This window comes from Desulfatiglans parachlorophenolica (assembly GCF_055394735.1).
Window position 1 is genome coordinate 4482702 of record NZ_AP042460.1, and the last position, 13783, is coordinate 4496484.

General features: G+C 51.4%; 11 protein-coding genes. 4 read left to right on the forward strand and 7 right to left on the reverse strand.

Annotated elements, in window-relative coordinates:
• Window positions 1–8: 8 nt before the first annotated feature.
• Window positions 9–3440 carry a hypothetical protein gene (locus tag ACZ500_RS20705; protein ID WP_464229359.1) on the reverse strand — a complete coding sequence of 1144 codons (3432 nt, stop codon included), beginning with the start codon at window positions 3438–3440 and terminating at the stop codon, window positions 9–11.
• Window positions 3441–3449: 9 nt separating this feature from the next.
• On the opposite strand from ACZ500_RS20705, the gene ACZ500_RS20710 reads away from it, so the two are divergent.
• Together ACZ500_RS20710 and ACZ500_RS20715 are read left to right on the forward strand one after the other, a co-directional pair.
• Window positions 3450–3809 (forward strand): hypothetical protein, encoded by a 360-nt coding sequence (locus ACZ500_RS20710; RefSeq protein WP_464229360.1) that lies wholly within the window; start codon window positions 3450–3452, stop codon window positions 3807–3809.
• A 621-nt stretch (window positions 3810–4430) separates the two neighbouring features.
• Window positions 4431–4583 (forward strand): hypothetical protein, encoded by a 153-nt coding sequence (locus ACZ500_RS20715; RefSeq protein WP_464229361.1) that lies wholly within the window; start codon window positions 4431–4433, stop codon window positions 4581–4583.
• A 667-nt stretch (window positions 4584–5250) separates the two neighbouring features.
• Here ACZ500_RS20715 and ACZ500_RS20720 read toward each other — a convergent pair.
• From ACZ500_RS20720 to ACZ500_RS20745, 6 genes are all read right to left on the reverse strand, one after another.
• The gene (locus tag ACZ500_RS20720; protein WP_464229363.1) at window positions 5251–5400 is read right to left on the reverse strand and encodes a hypothetical protein; all 150 of its coding nucleotides are present in this window, start codon (window positions 5398–5400) and stop codon (window positions 5251–5253) included.
• Window positions 5401–5810: 410 nt separating this feature from the next.
• Complete coding sequence (locus ACZ500_RS20725) at window positions 5811–7391, reverse strand: class I adenylate-forming enzyme family protein (protein WP_464229364.1); 1581 nt, start codon at window positions 7389–7391, stop codon at window positions 5811–5813.
• A 155-nt stretch (window positions 7392–7546) separates the two neighbouring features.
• Window positions 7547–8842, reverse strand: a complete 1296-nt coding sequence (locus ACZ500_RS20730; RefSeq protein WP_464229366.1) for a TRAP transporter large permease — start codon at window positions 8840–8842, stop codon at window positions 7547–7549.
• A gap of 58 nt (window positions 8843–8900) precedes the next feature.
• Window positions 8901–9404: a TRAP transporter small permease gene (locus tag ACZ500_RS20735; protein WP_464229367.1), complete on the reverse strand. Its 504-nt coding sequence runs from the start codon at window positions 9402–9404 to the stop codon at window positions 8901–8903.
• Between the two features lie 59 nt (window positions 9405–9463).
• Window positions 9464–10540 (reverse strand): TRAP transporter substrate-binding protein, encoded by a 1077-nt coding sequence (locus tag ACZ500_RS20740; RefSeq protein WP_464229368.1) that lies wholly within the window; start codon window positions 10538–10540, stop codon window positions 9464–9466.
• A 674-nt stretch (window positions 10541–11214) separates the two neighbouring features.
• Window positions 11215–11769 (reverse strand): response regulator, encoded by a 555-nt coding sequence (locus ACZ500_RS20745; RefSeq protein ID WP_464229369.1) that lies wholly within the window; start codon window positions 11767–11769, stop codon window positions 11215–11217.
• A gap of 315 nt (window positions 11770–12084) precedes the next feature.
• On the opposite strand from ACZ500_RS20745, the gene ACZ500_RS20750 reads away from it, so the two are divergent.
• Both ACZ500_RS20750 and ACZ500_RS20755 read left to right on the forward strand, forming a co-directional pair.
• On the forward strand, window positions 12085–12693 hold the full coding sequence (locus tag ACZ500_RS20750) for a TetR/AcrR family transcriptional regulator (protein WP_464229370.1): 609 nt from the start codon (window positions 12085–12087) through the stop codon (window positions 12691–12693).
• Between the two features lie 73 nt (window positions 12694–12766).
• The gene (locus ACZ500_RS20755; RefSeq protein ID WP_464229371.1) at window positions 12767–13561 is read left to right on the forward strand and encodes an electron transfer flavoprotein subunit beta/FixA family protein; all 795 of its coding nucleotides are present in this window, start codon (window positions 12767–12769) and stop codon (window positions 13559–13561) included.
• Window positions 13562–13783: the final 222 nt, after the last annotated feature.

Genomic DNA, 13783 nt, shown 5'->3' on the forward strand with positions numbered 1-13783 from the left:
GGATCGTTTCAGGATTCGTTGGAAGAAGGCATGTCTTCGAGTGCCTGATCGAACTTTCGGGCGATCAGGTACTCGAATTCCTTCCCCATGAAATCCCGGTTCTTCTTGAGAAATGATTTGATGCTGTTCCAATAGTCCAAGAGATCTTCACCGTTGTGGATTGTCCTGAGGATGCTCTCGATCTCTGTCAGCTTTTCCCGCCTCAGATTGTCCTTTCTCAACTCATAGAGGTCGTTCAGCCGCTGCTTCTGTTCTTCGAGAAGGCCGAGTTCCCACGAGCGGCCTGCAAGATCACAGAATATTGCATGCATTTCCCCAAAGTCGTGGCATAGGGTCATTTGCCTGTCGGCCTGTTGCAGCAGCATGTCCGTTATCTCAGTGAGTCGTTTTTCATATGATCTCTCCAGCCTCAGTTCATAATCGTCCGTTTGAAAAGGATATCGTCTCAGCGATCTGAGGCTGTAGTGGAAGTAGTCCTTGAGTTGATCTATTTTGTCGATACCTTGCATGTAGGTGATCTTTTCTTCGATATCGAGCTGGTCTTTGAAGTCCACACAAAGCGTGTTGGGGAAATCCTGTTTTCTGATAATGAGGTCGGTGTTGCTGCTCACCAGCCGCTCCAATTGCTGCTTGTCGTTCCAGATTTTTTCCAGCGAAATGCTGTGAAGATAATCGTTCACGGCTTCATACCGTTTTTCGATTGTCTGGCTGACAGGGAAAAAATTCAGGAAAATGGGATTTTTTTGGGCAAAGGTGCGCCTGGCGACTAAAATCACCAAGGCCAGGAGTTTGATCTGGTTGTCATAACTCAAAAAATTGCTTACGCGCTCGTACCAGAAAATGCGGATCTCATCTTCGACGAGGTGATTGAGAAGAAAATGACGGAGTGATTCGGGGAGGGCCTGAAGGGTGTTGTAAATTCTCAGGGCTTCGAAGGCCTCTCTTTCGAAGGTCGCATAGCCGATGCTGGTGAATTTGTGCCGTTTATAAACGTACTCGAGGGGCGTTTTCAGGATGAGATTGGCAATATCGACAAATTCCACATAGCGGATGCCTCGCAGGCGGAGGATACGTTCGACCGAGAATATCATTTTACCGGCGGAAACACGCTTGGTCTTGGGCAGTTTTTCCCAGCGGGTGGATTCGAGATAATCCCAGGGGGTCGTTTCCTCCGTCAGGCCGGTCTGCTGATACTCTTCGAGGGCGAAAAAGATCCCGCCGCGCAAAGCGAAACGATCCTCCATTGCCTGGGACAGGGTGATTTTCCCCTGCAGGATTTCGTGGCAGAGGCTTCGTGTGCGGAACATCCAGTCAGCGAGATCTTCGAGGAGGAGGTCTTCCCGAATGGCTGAGAGCATAATGAAAGAAAGGACGAAAAAGGCGTCGAAAATAAGCGGGTCCCGGGTTTTGAGGACATGCAGGATAGCCGGGAATGAAAACTCTCCCCGCAGGATATGGTGCAACAGGCTATGGTGTCTGACCAGGAAAATGAGGGCATCCAATTCCTGGGGGGCCATACCGTAGCGTTCGTCCAGGGGTTCGTGGGCGAGAAAGTATGCCCCGGCGTCCCCCAGATCCCCCGGATTGATCAGACCGTGGTACTTTTCCCGCAATTCGGGGATCCGCCCGATGTCCTGCATGATGAAGGCCTTGACAAGGGCATTGAACACAGGACGATTCTCGGCGATACGGGCGACCGTTCTTTCCAGTTCCTCGATCTGGGATTCGCTCGTCCCAATAATGCCGGTGGCCATCGGCCCGAACTCTTTTTTGGCGAGCTTGTGCAGAACGGACAAATCGTGAAACCCTTCTTTCTGGTGCGTGAAAAGGGCCTGGAGTTTCTTTGTGGTGGCGATGATATAGTGGAGTATAGGCGATTTGAGATAAATATGGCCTGATAGATCTACTTTTTCGAGGGCGGTCAGTTCGGGAAGAGCGAAAGCGAGTAAATGGGGGGCGTGTTGGTGGAGAAGATCCAGGTTGGTGTAAACCTCGTCCGGCTTGAAGATGCTTTTCAGAAAGTTTGCCCGGAGCTTCTCTTTGAGTTCTTCCGCGCGTTTGAACCATCGACTTTGCCGGGCAGGAAGGTGCAGGGACTGGCTCTCGCTCTGTTCCGTGATCCTTTGATGGCTTTGACAAAAGCTCTCGATGTTGAAAAAAAGCGCGTCGAGGGCGCTCAGTTCTTCCAAAGGAATGTTTGACAGAGAGGTTCCTTCCAGCTTTGATGCAAGAACCCGCAGTTCGCGGGTATCCTGATCCAGGTCGATGTATGAGAGTTCGAGTGTGTGAAGGCGCTCGTTGACCCTGAATTGGAAGCCGGTCCCGATGACAAAGGATGCCTTAGCCAGATAAAGCTGCCGGTTGAATTGATGCAGGAAAGCGAGGCTGAGATATTGGGTGTTGATGGTGCGTACTTCCTTTTCGACCCTTCTGACGCGCTTTTCGGCATCGGCTGTTTCGAGGTCCGCCAGGATTGGGTTGAAGTTGATGATTTCGTTTCGGGTGATATGAACGCTGATCCACAGAAGAAGGTATACGAGGCGGCTCCCCATACGTTGGAATAGGTGCCCGGTTCCGTGAAATTCAATGCCGAAGAACTTGCGGTAAAATTCGGGCGCTTGAATGGGGTCGGATCTCAGATAGGCGGATTCGAATTCCTCCAAGGTTTCGACAAACTGAATGGCATTCTCGATCCTGGAGATCTTTTTGGGATCGTAGTCGGCGAGGACTTCCTTCTCCATGGGGCCTTTGTGGCAGAGTTCCTGCCAGTTTTCCATAAACTCGAAATGATTCATCATTTTGAGACTTTTGCGAACGATCTTGCTCTTGATTCCCCCCATGGACGTGATCTTCTCATCGAGAAGACGATCCCAGTCAAGGTCGCGGTTGGTTACGATTCGAACCGTGTATTCATAAAGCTCAAACAGCTCCAGGAGCTGCTCCGATGGCATCGGAGACTGGCGGGCGGCTTCGGTCTCGGCCATTGTCATCAGGCGGCAGTATCGGAGGAGGTTGACCGCCTGTTTGGGCTCGAAAGTCCTGGCCAGATCGGAGAGGGGTTTGAGGGCCTTCTCGTTCATCTTACCCGAGATGACGCGCCCCATGGCGCTGTGGCTCAGGACGATCAGGGCGATTTCCCGAAGTTCGTTGCGTGAAAAACCGAAGAAGCGGAGGTAGGGAAGATTCTTCAGGACGCGGGTCCGGGAGCCTTCGATCCCTTCAGGATTCAGAAATTCGCGCACCTTTTTCAGGCGGTTGATCTTCTGAATCAGTTTGAGGGCGTCGTTAAGGGCAGGATAACGGCGGGCTTTGTTTTCGAGAGGCTGTCGAAGACGGTCGATATAAATCTGAGGGCTGCCCTTATACTTGCCCTTCTTGAGTTTGTCCAGCACCCTGAGAGTGCGCAGGACATACTCGAAGGAATCTCTGTAATCGGCCAAGAGTTCAGTTTGGCATCCGATCAGCCTGGACTCCGAAACTTCCTCGAGGACCTTGGCTATTTCCGGTTCGATGACCTTTTTTTGCCCCAAATAGTTGATCAGATAGTCCGGTTCATAATCTTTGCAGGTAAAGCGCTCCGCCCAGTCCTCGGCCACGTATTCTGGGACGAGAGGCTCCAGGAAGATTTTGTCGAAGAAGATGGAAACCGTCCGCTCCCAGTTCCTGGACTGGTTGCGGAGAAGGGCGGGTTCTGCGAATTCGAAATCAAAATATGGGAGGTTTTCAATCTCTTCAATAGATATCTCGTCAATGGGTTTTCCTTTTGTAAGCTGATCCAGAACCTCTTGTTCAATATAAAGCCCGCTTAAATAATTCTGGAAATCGGAAACATTGACAGCGTTTTTGGATCCGTTAAATTTATATCTTTTTTTCGTTTTGAAAATGTGGGTAAATAAAGCGAATTTCTTTATCTCTCTTAGGGTCTTGAAATTTACTTCCGTGGTGCGACTTGTTTTTTCGGTATGATATTTTGCAATGATAAAGATTTCGCCGTTGTCTTTCAATAGACGATACACATGTATCAATACATAAATTGCATATTGATCAATCCGTTTTCTTGACAAAATTTCACGTGATAATGTGCTGAATTTTTCGAATAAAATGATTTCATAAATATCACTTGTAAATATGATGAGATCGAACGTCGTGTTGATATTCACCATCGTATCGATTGAATCGATTACAATAAATTCATGATCCTTGAACGTAAGGCTGATTTCGTTGACTACGAGATCATCCTGCTGTCCAATGATTCCTATAGCGCTGTGTTCCTTTAGAAATTTTTTGCTATGATACTCAATGATTTTGCTTATTTGGTAAACCCTGGATCGGATATGTGCAAGGGTGTTCGAAAGGATGTGAAACGGAATGAGATAATATGGCCGTCCGAAACCTGAAAAACGGATCAATAGTCCAATGCGTTTGTAAATTTGATTGATTCTCTTGAAGTTGTTCCGAATATCTTCAGTGTTGTCGAGATCGATCGACTGAAGAAATTCTATATCCTCGTCGTCAAGACGGTCATATATCTCGAAAAGACCCAATCCGTACGCGTTGCCACCAAAACGGCTTTGAAGTTGTGACGGATGTTTGAGGGATGGAAATGTCCCGAGGAGGATGTCTGCTGGATCGACGCCAAGAGACGCGTATTCTTCAGGGCGGATCGGCTTGAAGGAGCTTTCTTCGAGGAGGTGTTCCGTAGAGAGCGATTCATTAGGATCCATTTGTTTTCCCGAGAAAAAAAGTGAAAAATGTTGTCGCGACGGGAGAGATTTCATTCGCCGCTGAATCACGATCTTTACTGAAGCTTTGCAGGGTGTTCCCAAACCGCGGGTAGAGGAGATCCCGGAACAGCAGGGTGGTCAGTGTGGCAAGCGGCCAGAGCATCGATACAAATCCGGGTTATGAGGGGCAGGCCCTTTTGGGGGTCCAGAGAAGAGATCCAAGGCCGACCGGACCGAGGGGCAACAAGGAATTTCAGGGTCACCGAGGACCGTCGAACCGGACGGGTTATCTGAAGGCTGAAAGTTGCTTCGGAACGCCAGTGTCTTCTTTTCTCAAAATAAGGCAAAGAGGTTCTTCAGGCCTGATCCACAAGACATGGTCTCGGATTCCTGATTGCCCACTAGTCCTCCCCCACGTGTGAATTGTCTTCAGCACGGCGAAACGGTTCGGTGTTGGATTTAGTATCCATCCGGAAATGATTTCGCGGCAGAACTCAGTTTCCAATCCGGAAATGAGGAATTTTCTTCACACCCTTCGGGTGCTCAGTCCCACCGCTTCGCGGCGGGTCCCGGTTTGGCCAATATCAAGGAGATCAAGCGTTTGCACGGAGGCGACCTGTAGGTCGGCGCACAGGCAAACATAAAGATTGACGCCGAGATTGGCCAAAAAGACCATTTCCGGATGGAAACGATTTAACAATCCACCGCGGCGTATAGGCCTGGCATCAAACGGGTGCTGCCCGATTCTTTCTAAGGGTATGCCACAAACCCTCAAAAAGTCCAGTGTTTGTCGCTTGGGGGTTGTACTGCAGGCGTTGCGGCCCGCCAGGTTGTATGGCCCGAAGGCGGCCTGCAGGTCGCCGCACAAGCAAAAAACCAAATTGACGCCGAGATTGGCAAAAAAGCATTTCCGGCTGGAAAGTATTTACTTTCCTTCAGCTACCCGGAAGGCCTTCATTGGCGTCAGAAAGATCCGGCGCAGTGCGTTGAAATAACATAAGAAAAAGGGGCCGGCTGCAAGGCCGCCCCCTTCTCATCAGTTCAATAGATGCCGAGATTGGCAAAAAAGCCGTTTCCGGATGGAAGCTAGTCGAGCTTTCGGAATGCCTCACGCCTGCCCGTGTATTTCTCGCGCATCTGCGGCTTCATCAACTTGCCGGTGGGATTACGCATGACGTTGTCGAACAGGATCTTTCTCGGGATCTTGTAAAGCGCCAGCTTTGTCTTGGCAAAGTCGATGACCTCCTGTTCTGTCATCTGTTCACCGCTCTTGAGTTGAACAATAGCCATGACAATTTCAACCAGCCTTTCATCCGGGTAACCGATGCAGGCCACATCATCGATTTTGGGATGCTCCATCAGTGCGTCCTCGATTTCCACCGGAAAGATGTTCTCCCCGCCGCTGGTGATCATGTCTTTCTTGCGGTCCACGATGTAGAAGAAGCCTTCTTTATCGAGCTTGACCAGGTCACCGGTATAAAGCCAGCCGTTCTTGATGGTATCAGCGGTCATCTCCGGATTTTTGAAATATCCGGCCATCATTCGGGGTGTTGAAAAAACGAGTTCGCCGACCTCACCGGGTGGGACTTCTTTGCCCTCGAAATCGACCGCTTTGCCTTCGACCCCAAACGTCGGTTTGCCGATGGAGCCGGGCTTCCGCAGGACATCCTCGGGATAAAGGTTGAAGGTGCCGCCGCCACCGCCCTCGGTGATGCCATATATATTCGACACCTTGGGGGGCAGCGTCTCGACCATGTTTTTCATGACCTCGAAGGGCACGGGCTGGGCGCCGATTTCGAGGTAACGCCAATGGGACAGGTCATAGTTCTGCAGGCGCAGCTCCCCCTTTCGGATGGCGTTCAGGATCGCGACGGCGATGGGCACGACAAAGAGAATATCGGTTCCCTTCTCTTCGGCAAGGGCCTCGATGATCCATTTAGGTTCACGAAACTCGCGCAGAATGGTCCCGGTAGCTCCCGTTGCGTAGAAGGGACCCCAAAGAAACATAGTGCCGCTGTGATAAAGAGGCAGGAAAAAGACGTAATTGTCGTTTTTCTCCACGAAATAGCTCATGCCATTGCCGATGGCAGTGCTGTTGAGCGAGAAATGGGTGTGAAGGACAGGTTTAGGCTTGCCGGTGGTTCCGGATGTAAACATCATTGCCAGGGCATGCTCGGGCTCGACAGGGGTCAAGGCCTCGGTCGTATCCTCATAGGCGGCGATGGTCCGATAATCGATCATGTCGGAGGGTACAGAATCGCCGACACAGATATAATGCTCGAGGGTCGTGAGGGTTTCCTGCACCGGCTGAACGACGGGAAGAAACTCCGAGCCTAAAATGAAGACCTTGGGATTGCAGACGTTGGCGGCATAGAGAATATCCGAACCGACGAAACGGAAATTCAGAGGAACGACAACGGCTCCAAGCTTGATGATACCGTAGTAGGTAACCAACCACTCCAGGCTGTTGTTCTGAAGGTGCATGACGTAGTCGCCGTCCTTGATACCCAACTCCTTGGAAAGATAGTTGGCGACACGGTTGATCTGGTCGTTGAATTCTTTCCAGGTGAGGGTTCTGCGTTCTCCCTTCGAAGGGGTTCTTTCGATCAGGCAGGTCTTGTTGGGCAGGTGGCGCGCATGCAAAGTGGCATATCTTGCGTAATTCATGAACGTTTATCCTCCTCGAGGCTGTATTTCTTTCTGGCTTAAGGTTTGATGAAACAACCCAGACGGCGATAAGGCCGTCTGGGGAGCAGTTTAAGCGATGATCAGAGGCGCGGCCGTCAGGCCACAAATCTTACTCAGGAAAAACCTCCCTCCTGCTACTGGGCAAAGCCGAAGACCCGCGGCAGCCAGAGTACGGCGTCCGGGAGATAAGTCATGAACAAGAGCACGGCGATCTGGATCGCCAAAAAGGGCAAGACGGCACGTGACACATAGATCAGGTCACGATTGGCGATCGCGCCGGTTATATAAAGACTGACCCCCATGGGCGGCGTGCAGTACCCGATGGCGAGGTTGACGGTCAGGATGAGTCCGAAATGCAGGGGATCGACGCCGAAAGCACTGAGCATTGGAAGAAATACGGGCCCCAGAATCATGGTCGCCGAGATGATGTCCATGAACATGCCGATGAACAATAGCAGGATATTGATTGCCAGCAGAAAGACCCAGGGCGACTGGATGCTGGAAAGCACCGCTTCGGTCAGTTTAGCGGGAATGCCCTCGAGCGTGAGATAGCGTCCGAAGCAGGTGGCTCCGGCTACAATGATCAAAAGGGTTGCCGAGGTTATGGCTGAATTGACGGTAATCTTCTTGACGGCGCTCAACTTCATGGATTTGTGAATGAAGATTTCGACGATGAATGCATAGACGCAGGCTACGACGGCGGCCTCGTTGGCCGTGAAGGCACCGGAAAAGATGCCCCCGAAGATGATGACGGGCAGCATCAGGGACCAGAAGCTCTCCTTGAGGACCGCAAGGACCTGTTTGGCATTGGGGACGGGCATCCGAACGAAGTCGGTCCGTTTACGGTAATAGAAATACGAATAGATGCACACGCCCACGATGATGAGAATGCCAGGCAGAAACCCCGTCATGAACAGACCTTCGAGGGATACATTGCTGATCATGCAATAGAGGATCATGCCGATGCTTGGCGGTATAATGACGCCCAGGTTGGGCGATGTGGTCATGAGCCCGAGGGTATATTTTTCCTGGTAGCCATTTTCCATGAGGGCCGGGATCATGAACCCTCCCAGCGCGACAACGGTGGCCACTGTCGAGCCCGAGATGGCGCCGAAAAGACCACAGGCGATGACACCGGCCATCCCGAGACCGCCGGGAAGCCAGCTCACCATGACGTTGGCTACCTTGATGAGTTTGTCGACAATGGAGCCGGCCGTCATGATGTTTCCGCACAGGATGAAATAAAGAACCACCACCAGCGCGAAATTGTCCATGCTGCGAAAGAGACTCTGGGCCAGAAGCAAAAGCGGCAGATCGGTGTACAGTGCAAACCCCAGAACCGCGGTGAAAAAAAGGCACATGAAGACAGGAACAAGGGAAGCCATGCTCCCGACGAGGATCAGCATAACGATAAGATGACTCAGTTCCATAGCCTTACTTGTCTCCGGTCAAAAGATTCGGCATGGTTGCAGGCACACCAGCGACTGTCTAGGCGTTTTCCGCCGGCTTTCGCCATTCCACAAAGTCCTCGTACATGACCTGGATGAGTCGCAACATCATCATCACGCCCATGGTGGGCAGGATGGCGTACAGGTAAACGAGGGGGATCTCCATGATGATGGTCTTCTGATGGGTGGCTACCTGAAGGGCGGCCATATTCCAACCGTAGTAAATCATCATGACGGCGAATACCATAGCGACCAGGTTGCTGAAAAAGAAGAGGGGGATCTTCAGCTTGGGGACGAGTTGGATCAGGGCGTCGATTTTTATCATGGATCGCGCCTTGACGGCGGCGCTGCACCCGATAAAGGTCGTGACAATGATCACCTCCCTGACGAGTTCCTCGGACCATGCGAGCGAATAGTTGAATCCATAGCGCAGAATCACGGCGGCAAAAAGGGAGAGCAGCGCAGCCATGGTCGCGAAAAATAGGACCCATTCCTCGATAAAGCTGAGAATCTTGTCGATGACACCCAGGATTTTGGAAAACATGTCCACCTCTCATATGAAAAAGGGGAGAAACGTCGAGACGCTTCCCCCCTCGAATGCGATCATTCCGTATAGCCGATGTATTCCTGGACCTCTTTGAGGTAATCTTGGGGCTGGTAGGTATCGCCGGGGTAAAGTTTGTTGATTTCGGCCCTGTAGTTTTCGTGGACCACATTGCCCTGCTTTTTCAGGATGGCGGATTCCTCGGCAGAGAGTTGGAAGAACTCGATGCCCTTCGCCTTGGCATCGGCGATCTGGTCCACTTCCTGCTGCACGGTCTCTTCACGGACCTTTATGGAGACTTCACGCAGAGTATCCTTGAAGATCTGCTGCAGGTCGGGCGGGAGCGTATTGAACCAGGCCTTGTTGAAGACCCAGATGAACAACCCCTGAGCGTAGTTAATTTGGGTAAAGTATTTCGCCACCTCGAATTTCTTGGTGATATTGCATACGGAAGGGGTATGGTCCAGTCCTGTGATAACGCCCTGCTTCAGCGCCACCGGGACATCCGGCCATGGCATGACCACAGGGTTGAATCCCCAGGCGCCATAGAGCATTTTGTTGACGGCGGCCTCAGCGATCCGGAATTTTACCTTCTTCGCATCCTCGATGGTGCGCACCGGGGTCGTTGTGGCCCAACCGTAATTTCCATAGCCGGTAATATCGAGGCCTATGATGCCCTGGTGATCCATGGCCATCATGAAGTGGTCGAAAAGTTTGCCACTGTTGACGAATTTATCCAGTTTATCGAATGAATCGACGAGAAATGGAAGGTTGATGAGGCCGAAACGGGGGCCGAGGTTGGTGGAAGCCACTGAGCTGACTCCCATGCCCTGGATACCCCCCATCTGCAACTGGTTCAAGACTTCCACCTCGCCTCCGAGCATCGAAAAAGGCTTGAAATCGATGAAAATCTGGCCTCCGGAGCGCTCCCACAAGGCGTCGCGGAAGGCAAAGCCCGTGTAAACGCCTTTCAAAACGGGATGCGAAACATTTGAAACGACACATTTGTATTTAGCCGTAGACGGGTCGAATTTGGGTTTCCAGGCATCCAGGGAAGGAGCCTGCGCCCAGGCCCCCCCGATCAGAAGCACCGTCCCGATCAGACCGACCAATACCGACAACCCTAGCTTTTTCATAAGCACACTTACTCCTTTCTCTGGTTAAAGGTTGATCCAACAAACCGGCCAACTCCCGCCATTTCGAAGAACCGGAACAAAAGGAGCCCTCACCTGCCGGTCGTCCGTTGGGCGGAACGTATAACGCAAATCGGGAGTATAACAGCCGTAGCCATGGTTCACGAGGTCAGAAACCCCCTGCCGACATGGCCCGTTTGACAACATCGGCGGTCGACCGGCATCTTATCAGGCGCGGCGACCTCTGGGTAGCACCTTGAATTGTACCCCTCCGGAAGGGGATTATCCAGCATGAACCCGTTTTCAATCCGGAAATGAGGATTTTCCTTGCCGCCTTGGGCTGCTCAACCCCACCCCTTCAACGTAAGTCCAACCTTAGTCAATGACAACAAAATCAATAGTTTACACAGTGACGTCTGCAGATCGCCGCATAAGCACACGTGCTGCTCGACGCCTGGATTGCCCCCAAAAACTCTTTCAGGATGGAAAGGAATTTTCCAATGCCGCAGAAAAACCATCATACCCTGGCTTGCAAAGATGAATAGCGCAGTTTTTATTTCTGGATAGACGCTCTTTATTACTGAGAGAAAAACGACAAATCTACTATTCATCAGCGAACGAAACATGCCGAATCATCTCCGACAAGGGCTTGCAGATAGTTAAAGACTGCCCGTATCTCAGATGCCTTTTGACAAAATCCTCTTATCGTGTTTCAGTCTGCTCTGAATCCCTTTGCTGATATGATAGGTTCGGCTGAATTCAGACCAGAATTCCTTGTCTTTTTGTTTCCAGCTAGGACCGAATTTATCGTCGAAATAATCACCGAGTTTTTCAAACAGAACCTGCCATGTAGGTTTCCCGGCAGCAAGTGCGGTAAGCAATTCGTCGAGTATAGGCTCGAGTTCGGATAATTTTTCTTTGGGAAGATAGGAGATTGCGCCTTTGCGTATAGAAGCCATGAGCGTATCGGCGCTGATCGCATGGGCGGTGAGCATGACGGTGGGGATACCCTTTTCGACCGTTTTCTCAAGCAGTTCAAGACCGTTTACTCCCATGATGTCGAGTATGGCGAGGTCGTAATGCTTGTTCTGGGTCTTCTGAAGAGCGGTTTCATAGTCGGCGGCCGTATCGACTTTGGACATTTCCAGCGCTTCTACGATAGTATCCAGAACATCCTCTTCGTCATCGACTGCCAGGATCGAAATGCCATCAAGGTAGGACTTTTTTGCCATATTGAATACCCTCCCCGGGTTTTGGCAAAGATGATGTTTCAAACGATCTTAAACATAAAAACCGTTGAATAGCATTCATTCAGACCGGTTTGAACGGAAGGGAATACTGTATACCAAGATTCGTCAAGGACAACTATAGAAAAGCATGATTTGGCTGTCAAGATCAATCGGAAAGGAAGGCACGGAAAAATGGTCTTCCAGGTGCATCGGGGCATGGCATAACCGACCCTTGAAGGAGGCTGTTTAAAATGCTTGACAAGGGGAAATGAATGGGTTTTCATGAATGAATAATCATTCACAAGAAACGGGACTGCTATGAGTCATATTAATCAAAATCTTCGTAAAAAGAACAGGGAAAAGTACCAGCGTATCATTCGGGCAGCGACGAAGATCTTTGCGAGGAAGGGCTTTTTTCAAGCCAAAATCGCTGAGATTGCCCGGGAGGCCGGTGTGGCTGACGGCACCATTTATATCTACTTCGAAAACAAGGACGATATCCTGATCAGCCTTTTTGAGGAGCAGATGAAGGGGGTCATCGACAACATGCTCAGCCACCTGGCGCTGGAAAAGGATCCGATCGGAAAGCTGCGGTGTTTCGCCTTGACCCATTTGCGTCTGATCGAGGAAAACAAGGATATGGCGGAGATTATCCAGGTCGAGCTGCGCCAGAGCGGCAAATTTATGAAGGAGTACAAAAACGAAAAGTTCTCCCAGTACCTGGATTTGATCGAGGATATCATCAAGGAAGGCCAGGAGTCCGGTGTGTTTCGAAAGGATGTGATTCCCACCGTAGCCAAGAGGGCGTTTTTTGGTGCCCTGGATGAAATGTCGCGATTCTGGGTATTGTCAAGTCGCAAACAATATGATATTAAAACGGCGGCCGAGCAGATCAGCGGGTTTTTTTTGTGTGGAATCAAGGAGTAACAAACGGACCATAGACCGCGACGGTGGGCCGTAAATTCAGTACCCCGGCTTTCCCGGGCGAAAGGAGGACGACGTGAACATTATTGTATGCTTGAAACAGGTGCCTGATACCGAGACGCAGATCAAGATCGCAGCGGATGGGAAAGGGATTGCGACCGATGACATCAAATGGGTGATGAACCCCTACGACGAATTCGGGGTCGAGGAGGCGCTGAAGCTCAAGGAAAAATTCGGTGGAGATGTTACGGTAATCGGGCTCGGTCCCAAGCGGGTGACCGAAAGTATCCGGACCGCCTTGGCGATGGGAGCCGACAAGGGCGTGCTGATCGTGGACGATGCCCTGCAGGGGAGTGATTCTCTGGGGGTCGCAAAGGCCTTGGCCGCTGCGATCAAGGATATGCCCCATGACCTGATTTTTGCCGGCCAGCGTGCCGTCGACGAAGACCTGGGCGTTGTCGGCGCGTTTTTAGCCGAGCTTCTGGGCATTCCGCATGTGGCGCTGGCGGTGAAGGTGGAGGTTGCCGAGGACGGCAAGAGCGCCAGGGTGCACCGGCCGGTTGAAGGGCAGACGCTTGTGGTGGAGACGCCCTTTCCGGCTCTGATCACGACCCAGAAAGGTTTGAACGAGCCCCGATATGCCTCCCTGCCTGGTATCATGAAGGCCAAGAAGAAGCCCCTTGCAGAGAAGTCTTTGGCTGATCTGGGGTTGGATCCGGCTGGATTTGGCGAAAATGCAAGAAAATTGAAGATCGTGAAGTTGACCCCGCCCCCCGAGAGAAAAGCGGGCAAGACCATTGAGGGCGAGACCCCGGCTGAAAAGGCCGCCGCGCTGGCGAAGCTGTTGCGCGACGAGGCCAAAGTGATCTAATCTGCGCTTCGGAGCCGCTGCGGCCAACCACCAGCCTGGTCGTCCGGAACCGAGGAATCTTTCCTCGATGATCTTGGGTTCAGGGTTGAAACCAAGCCGGTTCCGGCCTGGCATCCAGCGTTCGGTGGACCGTTTGCCCAAAGAGACCATTCCGTGGCGGGGCTTCGGTCGGCAAGGTGGGTTTTGCCGACAATCTATATGCAGCAGGATTCCAATCCAGAT